The organism is Bradyrhizobium sp. USDA 4532, from assembly GCF_024171315.1.
Taxonomy (GTDB): domain Bacteria; phylum Pseudomonadota; class Alphaproteobacteria; order Rhizobiales; family Xanthobacteraceae; genus Bradyrhizobium; species Bradyrhizobium australafricanum.
In genome coordinates this window covers 6,353,462-6,371,378 of sequence record NZ_JALJZN010000001.1, presented here as the reverse complement: position 1 = coordinate 6,371,378, position 17,917 = coordinate 6,353,462, and the positions used below count along the sequence as shown (strand labels likewise).

The window sequence follows — 17,917 nt, the reverse complement described above, 5'->3', positions numbered from 1 at the left end:
GCGACGCCGTAAATTTCGCACGGCGACCCACGTCACACTGGTCCGTCCGCGCTACCCGTTCGTTAAAGGGCTGGTCCGTACAAATACCCAGGACGGCCTTGCCGGTGATTCGACGGGCGGCCGGCGCGATGGCTGGCCGCGGCAGCGCGCGGTCGGCGCCGGACCGACGTCATGGCCGTGAATTTCCTGCGCATGTGCAGGACTTGCGACATCCCGGCGCGGCAGGCCCGGCGCGTCGATAGCCGGCGTTGCAGGTCACCACGATGCAAAGTCCAGCGAGGAACAGAGTTAATGGAAATCAATAAATGAGAGATAAAGTCGCGCTGGGATCTCGCGCCGCGCGGATCGACGTCGATCACCGGTCCCGGCGGCGGCCACGCCGTCTGCCCTCCAGAGGGTATAGTTTCAACACCACAACCCTTGTGCAATTGGACAGGCAAGCTATGTTCGCAGTCCTTCCACACGCCAAGAGTAGGTGATGCGAGACCGTAGTGCTCCCGCCCTCGGCAGGAGCAGCAATGTCCGCGGTATCGCGTCCGCCCAATCGTCTGTTGCAAGCACTTCCCCCCACGGAGTACGCGCAACTTCATCCCCTCCTGGAACCCGTCGACCTGACCAAGGAAACGGCGCTCGCCGATGCCGGCGCGCCGGTGCAGCGGGTTTATTTTCCGCATAGCGGCGTGGTCTCGATGATGATCAATCTGTCCGACGGGCAATCTGTCGAGATTGCAACCGTCGGTCGCGACGGCGTCGTGGGCGCGTCTGCCGCCCTGCACGAGCGGCCGCTGCTTGCCGATGCGATTGTCGTGGTGCCAGGCTCAGCCTCGATGATGCGGGCGGAGGATTTCCGCGAGGCAGCAAATCGCAGCGCGGATTTCCGGACCCTGGTCGCGCTCTATGAGCAGGCGCTGATGGCGCAGACGCAACAATCCGTCGCCTGCAATGTTTCGCATCCGGTGGAGGCACGGCTGTCACGATGGCTGCTGCGCGCACGCGATCTGTGCGGCAGCGAGGCGTTGCCGCTAACCCAGGAGATGCTGGCGCAGATGATCGGCGTCCGGCGCAATGCGGTTTCGATTGTCGCACATGGGTTTCAGCAGGCCGGCATCCTGCGTTACAGCCGCGGTCATATCGAGATCACCGATATCGACGGCCTGCGGAAGGCGGCGTGTGAATGCTATACGACGGTCAAGGCGCACGCCGAACAATTGATCGGGCCGGAAGACTGACTGGCGCGCCGCCAGCCCCAACTGTGATCGAGCAGACAACCCGAATGTGCGGCGATAGGTCTATTCCTATTGGAACCAAGACATGTTTCCATTGGAACCCTGGCGTGCCAGAATAGGTTGCAAGGACGTCCAGCCGCACGTCAGCCCTGGGCCCAGAGACAAGCTTTGCCGGCAGGCTGGAGGTTGCTTTGGAAACGGTTCCTCGATCACCCAACGGATTCCTGGCGTCGCTCTCGGCGAGCGATTTCGAATTGATTCGGCCGCATCTGCGGACGGTCGACCTCGCGGCCGATTCGGTCCTGGTCGAGACCGACGAGATGCTCAAGCGGACATACATGCCGCACAAGGGCGTGATCTCGCTGGTGGTCAAGCTGGCTAGAGGCGAGCGCGTGCAGGTCGCGATGGTCGGCCGCGACAGCATCTATGGCGCATTCGCCCCGCTCGTCGAAGGGCCTGTCCTCAACAACGCCACGGTGCTGGTGCCCGGCGTCGCCTCGACCGTGGAACTCGAGCCGTTGCGCGCAGCTGCCGGCCAGAGCCCGACGCTTCGCGCGAGATTGATCCGGCACGGGCTCGCCGTCTATGCCCAGATCCAGCAGACCGCCGGCTGCAACGCCGCGCACACCGTGGAGTCACGGCTGGCGCGATGCCTGCTGCACACGCGCGATCTCTCCGGCAGCAACAAGATCGTCCTGACGCAGGAGGCGATGGCGCAGATGATCGGCGCGCGCCGCAACAGCGTGTCGCTGGTCGCGCATACCCTGCAACAGGCCAATTTCATCCACTACAGCCGCGGGCACATCGAGATCACCAACGCGGATGGGCTGATCAAGACGGCGTGCGAATGCTACGCCGCGGTCAAGGCGCAATATGCCGGACTGCTGAATTGTCAGGAAGTCGGCCGTTAGAGTTTGTTGTTTTTGCCGCGTCTTCTTCGCGCAAGCCGGCACCCGCTTCGCTCAAAAGCGCTCTGACCGCTGTGCAAGCCGTACTTCTACGGCGTGCGATTTTCATCGTCGGATAACGCTGTTTCCTCACATTCACGTGGACGCACGGGGGAGCCGATGTTCACGTACCAGACGACCGACCGGAAGGAAGCCCGGCGCTTCCGCATGGCCCAGTTCAACGGCCGGACCGCCACCATACGGTCGGCCGGCGCGATCGTCACGGGACGCGTGCGCGCGATCGTCGAAAGCAGGTCTGGCGCGACCGCGGCATGGGTGGTCACGATCGTTCCGGATGAACCGAAGGCATCCGCGACGGCCGCGCGGCTCGCACCGCGCCTGTGCTTCGCCGCGGAAGACGATTTCTGAAAAGACGATTTCTGAGAACCGGGTCCTAACGAACCGAACACCGCTCAGAGCCCCATTCCGATGGTATCGGAACGGGGCTCTGGTTTTCAGTTTTGACGCGTCTTCTTTGCGCGAACCACTTCGCTTGAAAACGCTCTATGCCGAATGCAGCAAGGCCTTGCGGACGAGGTCGGCGGTGTTGCGCGCCCCGAGCTTGCGCATCGCCTCGGCGCGATGGCTCTCGAACGTGCGCGGGCTGATGTTCATCCGCAGCGCGCCCTGCTTGTTGGAATAGCCGTCGCTGATCAGGCTTAGCACTTCACGCTCGCGCTTGGTCAATGGCTTGCGGCCGGCTTCCGGTGCGAACACGACATCCGGCGACCGGGAGCCTGCCGGCTTGTCGTCGCCCGGCGGCTTGAGGTCTGCGGCCGGGACGGCATTGGGATAGAGGTCGGAAATCTGCTTCAGCATCGCGGACACGCGCTCGGTCTGCTCGAGCGCGTTCTCGATCACCTGCCGCAGATAGACGCCGTTGCCGGGCGCGTGCGCGAATTGCTGACTGTGCTGCTTGAGTTCGTTCATATAGAGCAGCAGCGCCGTCACCGGCCCATTGAACTGCCGGACGATCGCGGCACCGGCGTCCGCCTGCGGCCGCGGCCCTGCGGGTCCCTGAGTGTCAAGCGACTGCGGCTCGAGCGTCGCGGTTCCACCCGTCCATGCCGGAAGGCGCGCCTCGGCTCGGTTGTCATGTTGCGTCATAAGTATGGTTTACCAAAGGTGAACTTGTGGCCGCGTTAACGCGGGACTCCGTAGAACTACGGGTGACGCAACTGTGACCTCGGGCCCCGACCTGCCAAGCAGGTGCAGATTACCGCTGATTTGGCAACAAACCTCGCATATTTGAGTCGAATTACAGTATTCTTACGGGACGGATGGGCGAGGCTGCCACCGGCGGGATTCTCCGCCGGGCATCGACCTTCAACGGTTCGGGCAGCCATTTCCGGCCCCCCTGGTTCCGGATTGAAAAAGGCCGGAATTCGCGGCCCGGCGCCTCAGGGGCGCCGGAGCCGAAGGAATTTCTGCAGGAACCGCCCCGAAAGAACGAACCTGAACCACCAATACGCCATTCGCCGGGTCGTCATCGATCATCCCTCTGGGCATCGGGATGGCCCCGGCATACCGCACGCGGGCGCGCGCACCTATGAGACGGTTCACATCAACCGAGAAGCGTCGGGCAGGCACCGGATCAGGCGAATGTCAATTTACAGCCCCGGCAGGCGTCGCGATGATCGCCGCCTCTCGATCAGCAATAAGGGCGCGGCCATGAAGCGAGGGCGGAACGGATCCTGGATTTCCTTGATGACGATTGCGGCGCTCGCCGCGGCACTGCTGCTTAGCGCAGGCGCGCAGGCCCAGACCCCGCCGACCAGCGATGCAACGCCGACGCCCGACACCGCGGTCATGCTCACCATCTTCTTCAAGCATGATCAGTCACGACCGCTCGGTGAGCTCAATGCCCAGCTTGAGCGGCAGGGCTTCTACAAGGCGTTTCCGCCCGAGGGTGTCGAGGTCGTCAGCTGGTACGTGATGATGGGGATCGGCCAGGTGGTGACGCTGCGGTTGCCGGCATCGCGGCTGCGCGAGGTCAACCGCGTCATCGAGAACAGCGCCTGGGGCGCCTACCACACCGAGTTCTACCCGACCTACGACTACAAGGCGGTCGGGATCGGCAATCATGAAAAAGCAAAGCAGTAGCCGGTCGCATCGAGACCGATGCCGGGAGTCAGGGCCGCGCGCCGGACTTGCCGGTTTTGGCCGAAGACCAGGCTAGCGATTGGATCCGATCCACCGCCTATGCGTGGGCCCGCGAGCGCTGGCTCAATCGCTTTGCCAGTATCCGCAAATCCTCGGCGCGCCCGCTGCAAAGCAGGCGGCTGAATTCGTCAGGATCGATGGAGGCAGGCGGAAAATCGGCTGGTTTGCGTGCGGCCCGACGTAGCCAGGTCAATCGGAAGAGACGCTTGAGCATCTTCATGGTTGTCAGCCCCGATGAGCGTCATTGTTAAATCGCGGCAATGAAATTTGGTTCCACACCTTGTGGTCGCCCGACGCAAAATTTGGTTCAACGCCGTCAGGCGAACAGCGCCTTGCGCTTTTGCACGCGCGCAATGGATCGCCGCACCGCGGCCTGATCGAGTGATCCATCCTGCACCGCACCCGCGACCGCCGCGGCGATGCCGGCCATCCCCTGCTCCTGGTCGAACAGATTGTTGCCGATGCAGATCATGTCCATGCCGGCGGCGATCGACTGCAGGCTGGCCGCGCTTGTGCCGAGCGCCTTCTGCAGCCCCTGCATCTGCATGTCGTCGGTGATCAGCAGCGTCTCGGGCAGACGACGGCGAAGCCGGCCGAGCCCGGCCGATGACAATGTCATCGGACGCTGCGCGTCCCACTGCCGGACAATGGCGTGGCTGACCAGCACCGCATCGCCATAGGTGCGCGGCGCCAACGCGTAGAACAGCTCCTCCTGCTCGGGACGCAGCGCATCGGAAATGTCCATGAACTCCAGGTGCGAATCGACGCTTGCACCGCCGATGCCCGGAAAATGCTTCAGGCAGAGGCCTACTCCCGCCTGCCGCGCCGCAGCGTCGACCAGCCGGGCATTGGCCTCGACCTCACCGATATCGGGCGAATAGGACCGCTTGATCCTGCCGATGTTGGGATTGTCGGGATTGTAGTCGACGTCGATGACAGGCGCGAAATTGTAGCGGATGCCGAGCCGGCGCAGCTCGCCGTAGCTTGCGGCCAGCACCGTCTGCTTTTCCGCGCGCGCGAGCAGGTTGAACTCCTTCGCGCTCGGCAGCGGCTGAAAACCGCAGCTGTCCTTGAGCCGGCGCACCAGGCCGCCCTCCTGGTCGATGAAGACCAGCGGCCGCGACGGCAGCGCCGCGATCTCGGCGCAGAGCGACTGCACCTGCGCGGGCGAGGCGATGTTGTTGTCATACTGCCGGGTCTGGCAGGAATAGTCGAACAGGATTACCCCGCCGAGCCCGAACTGCGCGGCAAATTCCTTCAGCCAGGGCGGAACGACCTTGCCGTAAAAGCCGAGAATGAAGAGTTCGCCGACGGACATGGCCGCTCGATTCAGTTGCCGCATGGAATCAGCCGCGCCCGATGGGATAGCACGCTGCGGCGGCGGTAAGAATATGACGCAGCTTGCTGCTCGACTGCGTTCCCCGTGCTCGCATCACTATGTTAAGACACGCTGGCGGGCCTCGGTCGCCCGCCACGACACAAGGACTTTCGGAAACCGCCCATGACAGCAGCTTACGTCCCGCAAATGGCTCTTTACCGCCAATGGCTGAAGCAGACGCGCGGCCTTGAATTTGCGGATTTCGAGGCGATGCGGCGCTGGTCGGTCACCGATATCGACGCCTTCTGGCAGAGCGTGTGGGATTATTTCGACCTGCGCTCGCCGACGCCGCATTCGGCGGTGCTGGCCGAGCGCAAGATGCCGGGCGCGGTGTGGTTTCCCGGCGCTTCGGTGAATTACGCGCGCCAGGTCTTCCGCCACGTCGCGCCGGCGCATGCCGCAGGCCTGCCGGCCCTGATCTCGAGCGGCGAGGACGGCAAGCTCTCGGAGACGAGCTGGCCCGAGCTGCAGCGCAAATCGGCAGCGCTGGCGCTGCATCTGAAGGCCAACGGCGTGCGCGCCGGCGATCGCGTCGCCGCCTACTTGCCGAACATTCCCGAGACGATCATCGCGTTCCTCGCGACCGCGAGCCTGGGCGCGGTCTGGAGCGTCTGCGCGCCTGACATGGCGGCACCCGCGGTGATCGATCGCTTCAAGCAGATCGAGCCGAAGGTGCTGATCGCCTGCGACGCCGTGACCTATGCCGGCCGCCGCCACGACCGGCAAGGTGTGATCGAGGAATTGCGGCGCGCGCTGCCGACCGTGCAGCATGTCATCCTGCACAGCGACGCCGCGCCGTCCGAGACGCGATTGTCAGCGATCCTCGCGGGCCGGAGTGCGGAGATCGACGCCTTCGAGCCGGAATGGCTGCCGTTCGATCATCCGCTCTGGATCGTCTATTCCTCAGGCACCACCGGATTGCCGAAACCGATCCTGCACAGCCATGGCGGCATCATCGTCGTGGCGCTGCCGCTCTCGACCCTGCACAACGACATCGGCTGCAGCTATCAGCCAAACTCGTTCGGCGAACGCTTCCACTGGTACTCTTCGACCGGCTGGATCATGTGGAATTGCCAGGCCAACGGCCTGCTCAACGGCACGACCTGCTGCATTTTCGACGGCAGTCCCGGCGGCACCAAGGACAAGCCCGACTGGACCACGCTGTGGCGCTTCGTCGCCGACGCCAAGGCCACCTTCTTCGGCGCAGGGGCGGCGTTCTTTGCCAATTGCACCAAGGCGGAAATCGATCTCGCTGCCGTCGGCGACCTCTCCGGCCTGCGCACGCTCGGCTCGACCGGCTCGCCGCTCAGCGCCGACACCCAGGCCTGGTTCAACGAGCGCTTCGCCGCGCTTGCGAAGCAGAACGGCAACGCCGCGCAGGCCGATATGTGGTGGGCCAATATTTCCGGCGGCACCGACTTCGCCGGCGCCTTCATCGGCGGCAATCGCGAATTGCCGCAGACGCCGGGCATCATGCAATGCCGCCTGCTCGGCTGCGCGGTGGAAGCGTTCGACGAGCAGGGGCGCGCGGTGATCGACGAGGTCGGCGAGCTCGTCTGCACCGAGCCGCTGCCCTCGATGCCGCTGCGCTTCTGGAACGATCCCGGCAATGCGCGCTACCTTTCCAGCTATTTCGAGACCTACCCCGACAATTTCGACGGAAGTGGCCGCGGCCCGGTGTGGCGGCATGGCGACTGGCTCAAGATCAACCCCGACGGCTCCTGCGTGATCTATGGCCGCAGCGACGCCACCATCAACCGCCATGGCTTGCGGATGGGCACCAGCGAGCTCTATTCCGCGATCGAGGCGCTGCCGGAGGTGCTGGATTCGATGGTCGTCGACCTCGAATATCTCGGCCGCGACAGCTACATGCCGCTGTTCGTGGTGCTGCGCGAGGGCATCGCGCTCGATGCCGCGATGAAGGCGAAGATCAACAAGGCGGTCGAGGCCGGGCTGTCGCGCCGCTTCCTGCCCAACGACATCTTCGTGGTGGCGGAAATTCCGCGCACGCTGTCCGGCAAAAAGCAGGAGCTGCCGGTCAAGAAGCTGCTGCTCGGCCACCCCGTCGAGAAGATCATCAATCGCGATGCGATGGCCAATCCAGGATGCCTCGACTGGTATCTCGATTTTGCAAAGAGTTATCTGAGCAGGCAGGCCGGTGCGGCGTAACGGCCGCTGAATGCCACTCGCGTTTGGGATTTCACGACATGCCTTCACCCAGCTACATCGACCCGCTCAACGGAAAGCTCTATCCGCTGGATATCCCGCGCTGGTGCTCCGACGAAGGCAAGCCGCTCCTGATAACGCCGCTGCCGGGCATCTCCCGCGACGACATCGATCGCACGACGCGGTCGCTGTGGCGCTACCGCGCGGCGCTGCCGGTCGAGATCAGGCGGCCGATCACGATGGGCGAAGGCTGCACGCCAGCCGTCGAGAAGGCGTGGGATGATCTGCGGCCGCATTTCAAGCTCGAATGGTTCAATCCGACCGCAAGCTTCAAGGATCGCGGTACCACGGTGATGCTGTCGTTCCTGCGCCAGCTCGGCGTCGATGCGGTGCTGGAGGACTCTTCCGGCAATGGCGGCGCGTCGGTCTCGGCCTATGGCGCGGCCGGCGGCATGCGGGTCAGGATCCTTGCGCCGGCCACGACGTCGCCGATGAAGGTGGCGCAGATGCACGCCTTCGGTGCCGAGGTGCAGCTGGTCGAAGGCCCGCGCGAGGAATCCGAGGCAGAGGCGATCCGCCAGTCGAAGCAGATCTTCTACTCCAGCCACAACTGGCAACCGTTCTTCCTGCAGGGCACCAAGTCGCTGGCCTATGAGATCTGGGAAGATTTCGGCTTCACCGCGCCCGACAATGTCATCATGCCGGTCGGCGCCGGCAGCAGCCTGCTCGGCTGCTATATCGGCTTCAAGGAACTGCTGGCGGCCGGGCAGATCGCGCGCCTGCCGCGCCTGTTCGCGGCGCAGCCGCTCAACTGCTCGCCGGTCGATGCCAGCTTCGCCGCCGGCGTCGACACGCCGGTCGATCGCGCGGTCCGCAAGACCATCGCCGAGGGCACCGCGATCAAGCATCCGCTGCGGCTGAAGCAGATGATCGCGGCACTGAAGGAGAGCGGCGGCGGCACCGTCGCAATTCCCGAAGACGGCATCGTCGCCGCGTTGAAGCGGTTGGCGCAGACCGGTCTGTTCGTCGAGCCGACCTCGGCCTCGGCCGCCGCCGCGCTCGATGTCCTGAAGGCGCGCGGCGCGATCCGGCCGGCGGAGCGCACCGTCGTCATCATCAGCGGCACCGGGATCAAGGCGGCGGGGCTGATCACGGAGCTGCTCGGAGCGAGCTAGCTTTGGCACGCTTCGATGAGCTGTCCCTATCCCGCCTTGCGCAGCCTCAGGGATTCGTAGAACGCGGTCTCGAAATTGATGTAGCCGATAAAGGACGTCGGATCGCCAAACGGCAGGATCTGCGTCGCCCAGTATCCGCCAAAACCGTTCTGCCGATCGATCCAGTAGAACAAATTGGCCAGCCCAGCCCAGCCGAGCGCGCCGGCGGGGCGGCCGGTCGGAGCCTGCTCCTCATTGATCATGAAGCTCAGCGCCCAGGATTTCGACTGACCGGGGAAGAACTCGGCGTCGTTGGCGAGCGAGGTGATCACGCCGGTGATCGCGGTGACCTTGTTGTTGCCGAGATGGTTCTTCTCCGCCATCCGCACGGTCTCCGCCTTCAGGACCCGCCCATGCTCGCCGGCGCCGTCGTTCAGCCACATCCGGATGAATCGCATGTAGTCGCCGATGGTGCCGTAAAGCCCGTGGCCGCCCATGTGGATCTCGGGATTGGCCGGCAGCTCGAAATCCATCGGCGTGAGTGAGCCGTCGGCGTTGCGGGCGTGGATGCCGGCGAGCTTGCGACGCATCGCGTCGGTGAGCTCGAACGTCGTGTCCATGATCCCGAGCGGCTCGAAGATCCGCGTCCTGAAGACCTCGCCGAGCCGCCTGCCGGCGATGGCCTCGACGATCTGGCCGCACCAATCCATGTTGGTGCCGTATTCCCAGCGCTCGCCTGGATCGAACAGCAGCGGCGTCATCAGCGAAGCCTTGGATGCCGTGATGACGCTGGGCTGCCCCTTCTCTTGCGCCAGCCGGTTATAGGTGTGATTGATGAAGTCGTAGCTCAGACCCGCGCTGTGGACCATCAGCATGCGGGTGGTGATGTCGCGCTTCGGCGGACGCAGCCGCGGCTCGCCCTTGTCGTCAAAACCCTCGATCACCTGGAGCTTGCCGATGTCGGGCGCGTAGGTCCTGGCGGGTGCGTCGAGATCGAGCTTGCCTTCCTCGACGAGCTGCAGGACGGCCGTCCCGGTGATCGCCTTGGTGGTCGAGAAGATCGCGAACACGCTATCGGCCGTCATATCGGCGGGCTGGTCGAGGCGGCGCTTGCCGGCGGCACCTTCATAGATGTTGCGATGGCGGTCGGTCACCATCGCAACGACGCCGGGAACGCGCGGGTTTGAAGTCACGACGCCGTCAAGGATTGCATCGGCGGCTGCACTGAAATTCGTGCTCATTGTCTTCCTCCTGTGTTTTGTGATGTTGACCCGCGCAGCCCGGATTACGCTTCGCTCCATCCGGCTACGCGGTCGAAATGCGGTCAGCCCTACTGCGTGGCAAAACCGCGATAGCCGCTCGCGGCGACCTCATCGCATTTCTGGCGATAGGTGCCGACACCGCCGCAATAGGACAGCACCCGGCGCGGCTTGCCCTCGACATTGGAGCCCAGGTACCAGGAGTTGGTCTTGGCGATCAGCGTTGCGTTGGCGGTCTCATCGTGATGCGCCACCCACTGATCCTCGGTATCCCTGGTCGGCTCGATGACGTTCAGGTTCTTGCCGCGCAAATATTTGATGCAGTCGGCAATCCACTCCACCTGCTGCTGCAGGCAGGTGGTCATGTTGCAGAGTGCGGCCGAGGGCGCGAGCGGCACCGCCGTTGTGAACAGATTCGGATAGCCATGGACCTGCAAGCCCATCGTGGTGCGGATGTCCCTGCCCCAATCGTCCTTCAGCGATCGCCCGTCGCGGCCGCGGATGTCGATCCGCGTCAGCGCTCCCGTTCCGGCGTCGAAGCCGGTCGCCAGGATGATGACGTCGAACTCGTGCACCGTGCCGTCGGCGGTCTGGATGCCCTCAGGCGTGATGCGGGCGATCGGATTGTTCTTGACGCTGACGATCTCGACATTGGGCCGGTGGAAGGCCTCGAGGAAATTGCTCTCGAGCGGCACCCGGTGCGTGCCGAAGCCGTAGTCGGCGGGAATCAGCTGTTCGCACAGCTTGGGGTCCTTGATCCGCTCGCGCATCTTCTCGCGGACGAATTCGGTGACCTCGGCGTTGACGGCTTCGTCGAAGAACAGTTCGGCGAAGGACGAGACCCACAGCTTCAGGGATCCGTCGTTCCAGCAGTCCTCGATCACCTCGCGGCGCTGCTGTGGCGTCAGGTCGGCCCAGGCGTGCTCGAAGTCGAATTCGAATCCGGTGAACGTCTTCGGCAGCCGCTCGGTGAGGAATTTGAACTTCGACTTGTAGGCCTCGGCATCCGACGCGTCCCATTTCGGGTTCTTCATCGGGATGATGTATTGCGGGGTGCGGATGAACACCTTGAGGTGGCCGACCTCACCGGCGATCGACTGGATCACCTGGATTCCGGTCGCGCCATTGCCGACCACGCCGACGCGTTTGCCGGCAAGCTCGATCGGCCCCTTGGGCCAGCGCGCGGTGTGGAACAGCTTGCCCTTGAACGTCTCCTGTCCCGGGAAGGACACGTGCGGGGCCGAGAGCATGCCGCAGCAGGTGACGAGGAACTGGGTATCGATCACGTCGCCCTGGTCGGTCGCGACCAGCCAGCGTTGTGTCGCCTCATCGAAATGCGCGCTCTTCACCGTGGTGCCGAATTGAATGTCCTTCCTGAGGTCGAGGCGGTCGGCGACGTAGTTCAGCCAGCGCTCGATTTCCGGCTGGCCCGGGAATCGCTCGCTCCAGCTCCAGCCTTTGTAGAGCTCCTCGGAGAACAGGTACTGATAGGTGTGGCCTTCGGAATCGAAGCGCGCCCCGGGATAACGGTTCCAGTACCAGGTGCCGCCGACGCTGGACCCGGCGTCGATCGCCTTCACGCTCAGTCCCTGCTCACGCAGGCGGAACAATTGATAGAGACCGGCGACGCCGGCGCCGACGACCACGGCGTCGAGCTTGGTCGTTGCATGCGCACCATTGCTTCCTTTCGACCTTGTGACGGTCTCGGTCATGGTTTCCTCCTGTGTCTGGCTTCTCGCACGCACCTTCCCACCCGCGGTGTCGCCGGATGATGGTGCGTTGCGTCAATTTGGGTCTCGGCCGTTCGCGTTGTCGCCGAAACGCAGAGCAGGCTACGGGCCGTTCGGCCGCGCGGCTTGGATGAAACCGACAATCTCTGGAACGCGACCGTGCAATCGAGCACCGGCCGTTGGTCGGCTTGGCAAATGGCGAAAGCGGCCTATTCTGCGCTCAGCCGTCCGGCCAAGAACAAGCGGTCAACCGCGCCACCAATCCCAGGGAGGAGGCTCACGCGATGGGCCAATTGATCACGGTCGAGGAGCTGCCGCGCTACGCTCCCGGCGAGATGAAGCTGGATAGTTTGTCAGTCGGGAGAAGCGATTTCCGGCTGCGAATTTTCCGCTATGCGCCGTCGGATATCTGGGTCCCGCCGTCGGCAAACTTCCTCCTGGTGCTCTATCGCGACGGCGTGACGTCGATGAACCGCCGCGTCACCGGCGCGTGGAAGCAGGATCAAGTCGGTCGCGGCGTCACGTCGCTCATGACGCGCGCCGAGCCGTCAAGCTGGCATTGGAACAACGACATTGAGGTCAGCCATTTCTACATCTCTCCTGCCCTCATGACGAAGACCGCGAGCGATGCCTTCGACCGCGACGCCGAAACGATCGAGATTCACGACCTGCTCAAGGTCGAAGACCCAATGCTGACCTGGATCAACGATCAAATGGTCCAGGAAGTCGCCGCGGGCGGTCCCGGTGGACGGCTCTGCTATGATGCACTGGCGCTGCAGGCGAGCGTGCATATCCTGCGGAAATATGCGGCGATCGAGTTCAAGATGCCCTGCGCGCAAGGACCCTTTCGCCCGGCGCATGCCCGGCTGATCGAGGACTATATCGAGCAGAACATCTTCCGGAACATCACGCTGGAGGAGCTCGCGAACATCTGCAATTGCACGCCGGTCCAGTTCGCCCGCAAATTCCGCGTGCATTACGGCATGCGGCCGCATGCCTATGTCCTGCGGCGCAAGGTGGAGCATGCGTGCCAGCATCTGCGCAAGGACCGCGTCGCGCTGAAGGAGATCGCGCTGCTCGCCGGCTTCGCCGATCAAAGCCACCTCAATCGCGTGTTCCGGCAGCACATGAACGTGACGCCGGCGGAATACCGCCGGCAGGTCTGCGAGCACACCGTCCAGGCATGAGACCGAGTCTGCGACGGACTCACACTGGCGGCGGATTGAGGCGCGCGAAGCCTTCCTGGATTCGGTAGGGATAGTAGGGATAGGCCGGCATCACTGCGCTCGCGCGGTCGAGACGCGCGATCTGGTCCGGCGAGAGCGACCATCCGACCGCGCCGAGATTGTCGCGCAACTGCGCCTCATCGCGGGCGCCAATGATTACGGACGACACGCTCGGCCGCGCCAACAGCCAGGCAATCGCGATCTGCGGCACGCTGCGGCCGGTCTCCGTGGCGACCGCGTCCAGCGCGTCGACGATCGCGTAAAGCTTCTCGTCGTCGACCGGCGGCCCGAACTGCGCGGTCTCGTGCAGGCGGCTGTTGGTCGGCAATGGCTGCCCGCGCCTGATCTTGCCGGTGAGGCGGCCCCAGCCGAGCGGGCTCCAGACCAGCGCGCCGACGCCCTGGTCGAGCGCGAGCGGCATCAGCTCGGATTCATAGTCGCGGCCGACCAGCGAATAATAGACCTGGTGCGCCACATAGCGCGGCCAGCCGTGCCGCTCGGCGGCACCGAGCGATTTCATCAGATGCCAGCCGGAGAAATTCGAGGCGCCGACATAGCGCAGCTTGCCGGCGCGCACCAGCGCATCGAGCGTCGACAGCACTTCATCGACCGGCGTGAAGGCATCGAAAGCATGAAGCTGCAGCAGGTCGATATAGTCGGTGTTGAGCCGGCGAAGCGCGGCGTCGACCGCGGCGGCCAGGCGATATCGCGACGTACCGGCATCGAGCGGGCCGTCGCCCATCGGCAGGCCGGTCTTGGTCGAGATCAACACCTTGTCGCGGCGGCCCTTGATCGCGGCGCCGAGGATCTCCTCCGACGCGCCGTTTGAATAGACATCGGCGGTGTCGAACAAATTGACGCCGGCCTCGAGGCAGATGTCGATCAACCGGCGCGCCTCGCTGGCGTCGCTGCGGCCCCAGGCCGAGAACAGCGGCCCCTGGCCACCGAAGGTGCCGGCGCCGAAGCTAAGCACGGGGACCTTCAGGCCGGATGCACCGAGATTGCGGTATTCCATGGTCATGCTCCCTTGATCCGATTCATTCCGCCGGGCACTGCGCGGCGAGCGCGATCGGCCGATCGAGGCGCAGGCTCCACAGCGCGAGCAGCAGGCCGATTGCAGTGATGACGGCGGCCACCAGCGGCAGCGCGCCGAGGCCGAGGCCGCGATCGATGGTGACGCCGCCGGCCCAGGCGCCGAGCGCGTTGCCGAGATTGAACGCCGCGATGTTCAGGCTGGAGGCCAGCGTCCGCCCTTCGACGCCGGCGGCTTCGAGCACGCGGAGCTGCAGCGGCGCGACGGTCGCGAACGCGGCGATGCCGAGAATGAACAGCAGCACGACCGCCAATGCCTTGATCGAGACGACCGCCGTCAGCGCGACGAGCACGGCGGCGAGGCCGCCGAGCGACACCAGCAGCGCCCGCGCAAGTCCCTTGTCGGCGAGCCGTCCGCCGGCGACGTTGCCGATCGCAAGGCCGGCACCGAACACCAGCAGGATCGGCGACACCGCGGCGTCGGAGAATCCGGTGAGCCGCGTCAGGATCGGCTGCACATAGGTGAAGACCGCGAACAGCCCGCCGAAGCCGAACACCGTCATGGCAAGCCCGAGCAACACCTGCGGGCGGCCGAGCACGGCGAGTTCCTCGCGCAGCGGCGCAGGCTTGTCGTTGGCGCCGACATGGCCGGGGACCAGCACCGCCAGCACGATGAACGCGATCACGCCGATCGCCGCCACCGCCCAGAACGCCGCGCGCCAGCCGAGCATCAGCCCGAACCAAGCGCCGAAGGGCACGCCGAGCAGGGTCGCGACCGTGAGCCCGATGAACATCGTGGCGATCGCCGACGCGCGCTTGTCTTCCGGGACGAGGCCTGTCGCCACCACGGAGCCGACGCCGAAGAAGGTGCCGTGCGCCAGCGAGGTGAGAATGCGTGCCGCCATCAAGAGCCCGTAGCTCGGCGCCAGCGCACACGCTGCGTTGCCGAGCGTGAAGATCGCCATCAGCGCCAGCAAAACCGCCTTGCGCGGCATCCGCCGTGTTGCCAGCGTCAGGATCGGCGCGCCGACGAATACGCCGAGCGCATAGCCGGAGATCAGCAGGCCAGCCGCGGATACGGATACCTGCATGTCGGCGGCGACTTGCAGCAGCAGTCCCATGATGAGGAATTCGGTGGTGCCGATACCAAAGGCACCGGCGGTCAAGGCAAGGACTGCAGCAGGCATGTGTCGCTCCGGACAAAAAGGATTCCGCAAAGCGAGATAGCGGTCCGGGCGGGGAAGGATTAGAATGACCGCAATCCAATCATTTGTGACTTGAATTCAAGATGGCCCGCACAGATACCAACCGCTCCGGCGAGATGGACGTATTCGTCCGCGTCGTCGATCTCGGCGGCTTCACGGCTGCCGCGAACAGCCTGCGCCAGACACCGTCCGGCGTCAGCAAGCTGGTCTCGCGGCTCGAGACCCGGCTCGGCACGCGGCTGGTCAACCGCACCACGCGCAAGCTGCAGCTCACCGAGGAAGGCCAGGCCTTCTATCAGCGCGCCCAGCGCATCCTCGCCGATATCGACGAGGCCGAACGCGAGGCCGCCTCATGCGTGCCGCGCGGCCATCTCACCGTGAACAGCAACATCCCGTTCGGCATGCTGCATGTGATGCCGCTGCTGCCGCGCTTCATGCGCGAACATCCCGATATCACGCTCGACATCGTGCTGACCGACACGCTGGTCGATCTGATGCAGGCGCGCGCTGATGTCGCGATCCGGGTCGGCCCGCTCGGCGCCTCGCGGCTGATCGCACGCAAGCTCGGCACCAGCCGCATGGTGGTGGCCGCCGCGCCGTCCTACCTCGCCCGCTTCGGCACGCCGAAGACGCCGGCCGACCTCGCCGACCATCGCGGCATCGGCTGGACCTTTCCACGCAGCATCCGCGGCTGGCCGTTTCGCCGCGCTGAACGGATCGAAGAAGCGCTGCCGCCGCCGGTTGCCCGCGTCAGTGACGGCGAAGCCGCGCGCCAGCTCACGCTCGGCGGTATCGGGCTCGGACGATTGGCGCTGTTTCACATCGGCCCCGATATCGAGGCCGGGCGCCTGGTGCCGGTGCTGCAAAATCTCAATCCCGGCGACCGCGAGGACATCCACGCGGTCTATGTCGGCCATGCCGGCCCGCTGCCGGCACGGGTCCGCGCTTTCATCGATTTTCTTGCGCAACACATCCGCATCGGCGATCCCTCGCTGCGGCGCGGCGCCGATGGAAAATGGAAGGTCGTGGGCGACAAGTGAGCATTCGATGACGCACGAGCCCCCGGCCTTTCAGTCCGTCACCGAAACGATCCGCATCGCTGCCGAGCCAAGGCAGGTGTGGGACGCGATCATGGACTCCAAAGCGGGCGAGAGATGGCGCAACGCGCATTTCAGGACCGATTGGCGGATCGGCGCGCCGATCGAGATCGAGGCGGAGATCGGCACAAAGCGCTATCGCGACAGGGGCCGCGTCCTCCATATCGAGCCGCCGATGCGGCTCGAATACTCCTATTGGTCGCAGGTCTCCGGCCTGCCGGATGTTCCGCAATCCTATGCAACGATCACGATGACGCTCGCGCCTGACGGCGGCGAAACGGTGCTGACCGTCACCCAGCAGGTGCCGCCTTCGCCGATCCGCCGCGGAAGCGGCTGGGAAATCGGGCCTGACTCAGGCGCCAAACACGTTGCCTTCTACTGGCGCATGACGCTGCCGCGCCTGAAGCAGGCGGTCGAGCAAGGACGTGCCGCGCAATAGCGCGGTCTATGCCCGCTTCAGCAAGAAGAGCTGCGTGACATAGGGAAACACCACTTCGTCGGCGTCGCCGAGACCGGCTTCGCGCAGGATATTGTCGGTCTTGTCGCGCAGGATCGCCTTCTCCGCATCGGGCAAATTGGCGACATAGCTCGTCGATGCGATGCGCTCGAAGACGTCCTGTCGCTTCATCCGGTGCGGATGGTCCTGCGCGATTTCCCTCTCAAGCACGAAGCGCGGGTCCTTCAGGATCCAGCGCCAGCGTCCGGTCCGTTGCCGGGGCGTGTCGCCCGCATAGCCCTCGATCATGACGGACAACGCGTCGACCCACGGCGTGCGGTCATCCCGGTTGTTCCAGACCAGCGCAAGCGTCCCGCCGGGATGCAGCAGTCGCGCGATCTCGGCCACCGACGCCTCGTTGTCGAACCAGTGGAACGCCTGGGCGCAGGTGACGAGGTCGACGCTGCCGGTATCAAGATTGATCGCATCGGCGCGCGTGTTGATGACCTCCACCCCGGCTTCCCTGGCCAGCCTGGCCGACATCTCGGCGACGGGCTCGACCGCGATCAGGCGCGCAGCCGCGGGCAAATGCTGCAGCAGCAGGCGGGTGAACTTGCCGGTTCCGGCACCGAGGTCAACGACGCAGCGCGCGGCCGCAAGCGGCAGCGCGGCGACGATCTCCGCAGGGTAGCTCGGCCGGCCCGCCTCGTAGGCGGCGACCGCGACACGATAATTCTCGGCAGTGGGGTTCAGTGTCATTGTTGCTTCTCCTGCGCGCCAACCATCCGCGGTGCGATCCGCGGAACGGTATAGAGCAGCGCCTGCACAGGACTGGAAGAGCGCGTCGATTCAAAATTCGCTGAATTCTCTCACCTTTGCGTCAGCCCCGCAGCTCCAC

17 protein-coding genes are annotated in these 17,917 nt (G+C 64.8%); 9 read left to right on the top strand and 8 right to left on the bottom strand.

The features are described from left to right. Positions 1 to 491: 491 nt before the first annotated feature. The 3 genes from J2R76_RS29410 (at position 492) to J2R76_RS29400 (ending at position 2,542) form a co-directional block, all read left to right on the top strand. Positions 492 to 1,229, top strand: a complete 738-nt coding sequence (locus J2R76_RS29410; RefSeq protein WP_375166541.1) for a Crp/Fnr family transcriptional regulator — start codon at positions 492 to 494, stop codon at positions 1,227 to 1,229. A gap of 188 nt (positions 1,230 to 1,417) precedes the next feature. After that, the gene (locus J2R76_RS29405; RefSeq protein WP_057020884.1) at positions 1,418 to 2,137 is read left to right on the top strand and encodes a Crp/Fnr family transcriptional regulator; all 720 of its coding nucleotides are present in this window, start codon (positions 1,418 to 1,420) and stop codon (positions 2,135 to 2,137) included. A gap of 204 nt (positions 2,138 to 2,341) precedes the next feature. Further along, positions 2,342 to 2,542, top strand: coding sequence for a hypothetical protein (locus J2R76_RS29400; RefSeq protein WP_244559010.1), 201 nt, complete (start codon positions 2,342 to 2,344; stop codon positions 2,540 to 2,542). A gap of 135 nt (positions 2,543 to 2,677) precedes the next feature. Here the strand turns inward: J2R76_RS29400 and J2R76_RS29395 are convergent, their stop codons facing one another. After that, positions 2,678 to 3,280, bottom strand: a complete 603-nt coding sequence (locus J2R76_RS29395; RefSeq protein ID WP_076834577.1) for a helix-turn-helix transcriptional regulator — start codon at positions 3,278 to 3,280, stop codon at positions 2,678 to 2,680. A gap of 600 nt (positions 3,281 to 3,880) precedes the next feature. On the opposite strand from J2R76_RS29395, the gene J2R76_RS29390 reads away from it, so the two are divergent. Beyond that, positions 3,881 to 4,276 (top strand): hypothetical protein, encoded by a 396-nt coding sequence (locus tag J2R76_RS29390; RefSeq protein ID WP_371852191.1) that lies wholly within the window; start codon positions 3,881 to 3,883, stop codon positions 4,274 to 4,276. A gap of 97 nt (positions 4,277 to 4,373) precedes the next feature. Here J2R76_RS29390 and J2R76_RS29385 read toward each other — a convergent pair whose 3' ends face one another. Both J2R76_RS29385 and J2R76_RS29380 read right to left on the bottom strand, forming a co-directional pair. Further along, positions 4,374 to 4,556: a hypothetical protein gene (locus J2R76_RS29385; protein ID WP_141342047.1), complete on the bottom strand. Its 183-nt coding sequence runs from the start codon at positions 4,554 to 4,556 to the stop codon at positions 4,374 to 4,376. A gap of 96 nt (positions 4,557 to 4,652) precedes the next feature. Beyond that, a complete protein-coding gene (locus tag J2R76_RS29380) occupies positions 4,653 to 5,654 on the bottom strand; it encodes a glycoside hydrolase family 3 N-terminal domain-containing protein (RefSeq protein ID WP_076834579.1) in 1,002 nt (333 codons plus the stop codon). 132 nt (positions 5,655 to 5,786) lie between these two features. On the opposite strand from J2R76_RS29380, the gene J2R76_RS29375 reads away from it, so the two are divergent. Both J2R76_RS29375 and J2R76_RS29370 read left to right on the top strand, forming a co-directional pair. Continuing rightward, positions 5,787 to 7,883, top strand: coding sequence for an acetoacetate--CoA ligase (locus tag J2R76_RS29375; protein WP_256522053.1), 2,097 nt, complete (start codon positions 5,787 to 5,789; stop codon positions 7,881 to 7,883). 38 nt (positions 7,884 to 7,921) lie between these two features. Beyond that, the gene (locus J2R76_RS29370; protein ID WP_076834581.1) at positions 7,922 to 9,055 is read left to right on the top strand and encodes a threonine synthase; all 1,134 of its coding nucleotides are present in this window, start codon (positions 7,922 to 7,924) and stop codon (positions 9,053 to 9,055) included. 26 nt (positions 9,056 to 9,081) lie between these two features. On the opposite strand, the gene J2R76_RS29365 is transcribed toward J2R76_RS29370, so the two are convergent. Beyond that, on the bottom strand, positions 9,082 to 10,275 hold the full coding sequence (locus J2R76_RS29365; protein WP_057020890.1) for a serine hydrolase: 1,194 nt from the start codon (positions 10,273 to 10,275) through the stop codon (positions 9,082 to 9,084). An 89-nt stretch (positions 10,276 to 10,364) separates the two neighbouring features. Next, a complete protein-coding gene (locus tag J2R76_RS29360; protein WP_076834583.1) occupies positions 10,365 to 12,005 on the bottom strand; it encodes an NAD(P)/FAD-dependent oxidoreductase in 1,641 nt (546 codons plus the stop codon). A 302-nt stretch (positions 12,006 to 12,307) separates the two neighbouring features. Here J2R76_RS29360 and J2R76_RS29355 point away from each other — a divergent pair, with 302 nt between their 5' ends. Further along, positions 12,308 to 13,210, top strand: coding sequence for an AraC family transcriptional regulator (locus J2R76_RS29355; RefSeq protein WP_076834585.1), 903 nt, complete (start codon positions 12,308 to 12,310; stop codon positions 13,208 to 13,210). 19 nt (positions 13,211 to 13,229) lie between these two features. On the opposite strand, the gene J2R76_RS29350 is transcribed toward J2R76_RS29355, so the two are convergent. Both J2R76_RS29350 and J2R76_RS29345 read right to left on the bottom strand, forming a co-directional pair. After that, positions 13,230 to 14,264, bottom strand: a complete 1,035-nt coding sequence (locus J2R76_RS29350) for an aldo/keto reductase (RefSeq protein ID WP_253625290.1) — start codon at positions 14,262 to 14,264, stop codon at positions 13,230 to 13,232. 22 nt (positions 14,265 to 14,286) lie between these two features. Then, positions 14,287 to 15,468, bottom strand: coding sequence for an MFS transporter (locus J2R76_RS29345; protein WP_076834586.1), 1,182 nt, complete (start codon positions 15,466 to 15,468; stop codon positions 14,287 to 14,289). 101 nt (positions 15,469 to 15,569) lie between these two features. Here J2R76_RS29345 and J2R76_RS29340 point away from each other — a divergent pair, with 101 nt between their 5' ends. Together J2R76_RS29340 and J2R76_RS29335 are read left to right on the top strand one after the other, a co-directional pair. Then, positions 15,570 to 16,526, top strand: coding sequence for a LysR family transcriptional regulator (locus tag J2R76_RS29340; protein WP_076834588.1), 957 nt, complete (start codon positions 15,570 to 15,572; stop codon positions 16,524 to 16,526). Positions 16,527 to 16,533: 7 nt separating this feature from the next. Next, entirely contained in the window at positions 16,534 to 17,022 is a 489-nt protein-coding gene (locus J2R76_RS29335; RefSeq protein WP_076834591.1) for an SRPBCC family protein, read from the top strand. 6 nt (positions 17,023 to 17,028) lie between these two features. On the opposite strand, the gene J2R76_RS29330 is transcribed toward J2R76_RS29335, so the two are convergent. Next, on the bottom strand, positions 17,029 to 17,778 hold the full coding sequence (locus J2R76_RS29330) for a class I SAM-dependent methyltransferase (RefSeq protein WP_076834593.1): 750 nt from the start codon (positions 17,776 to 17,778) through the stop codon (positions 17,029 to 17,031). Between the last annotated feature and the right edge of the window lie 139 nt (positions 17,779 to 17,917).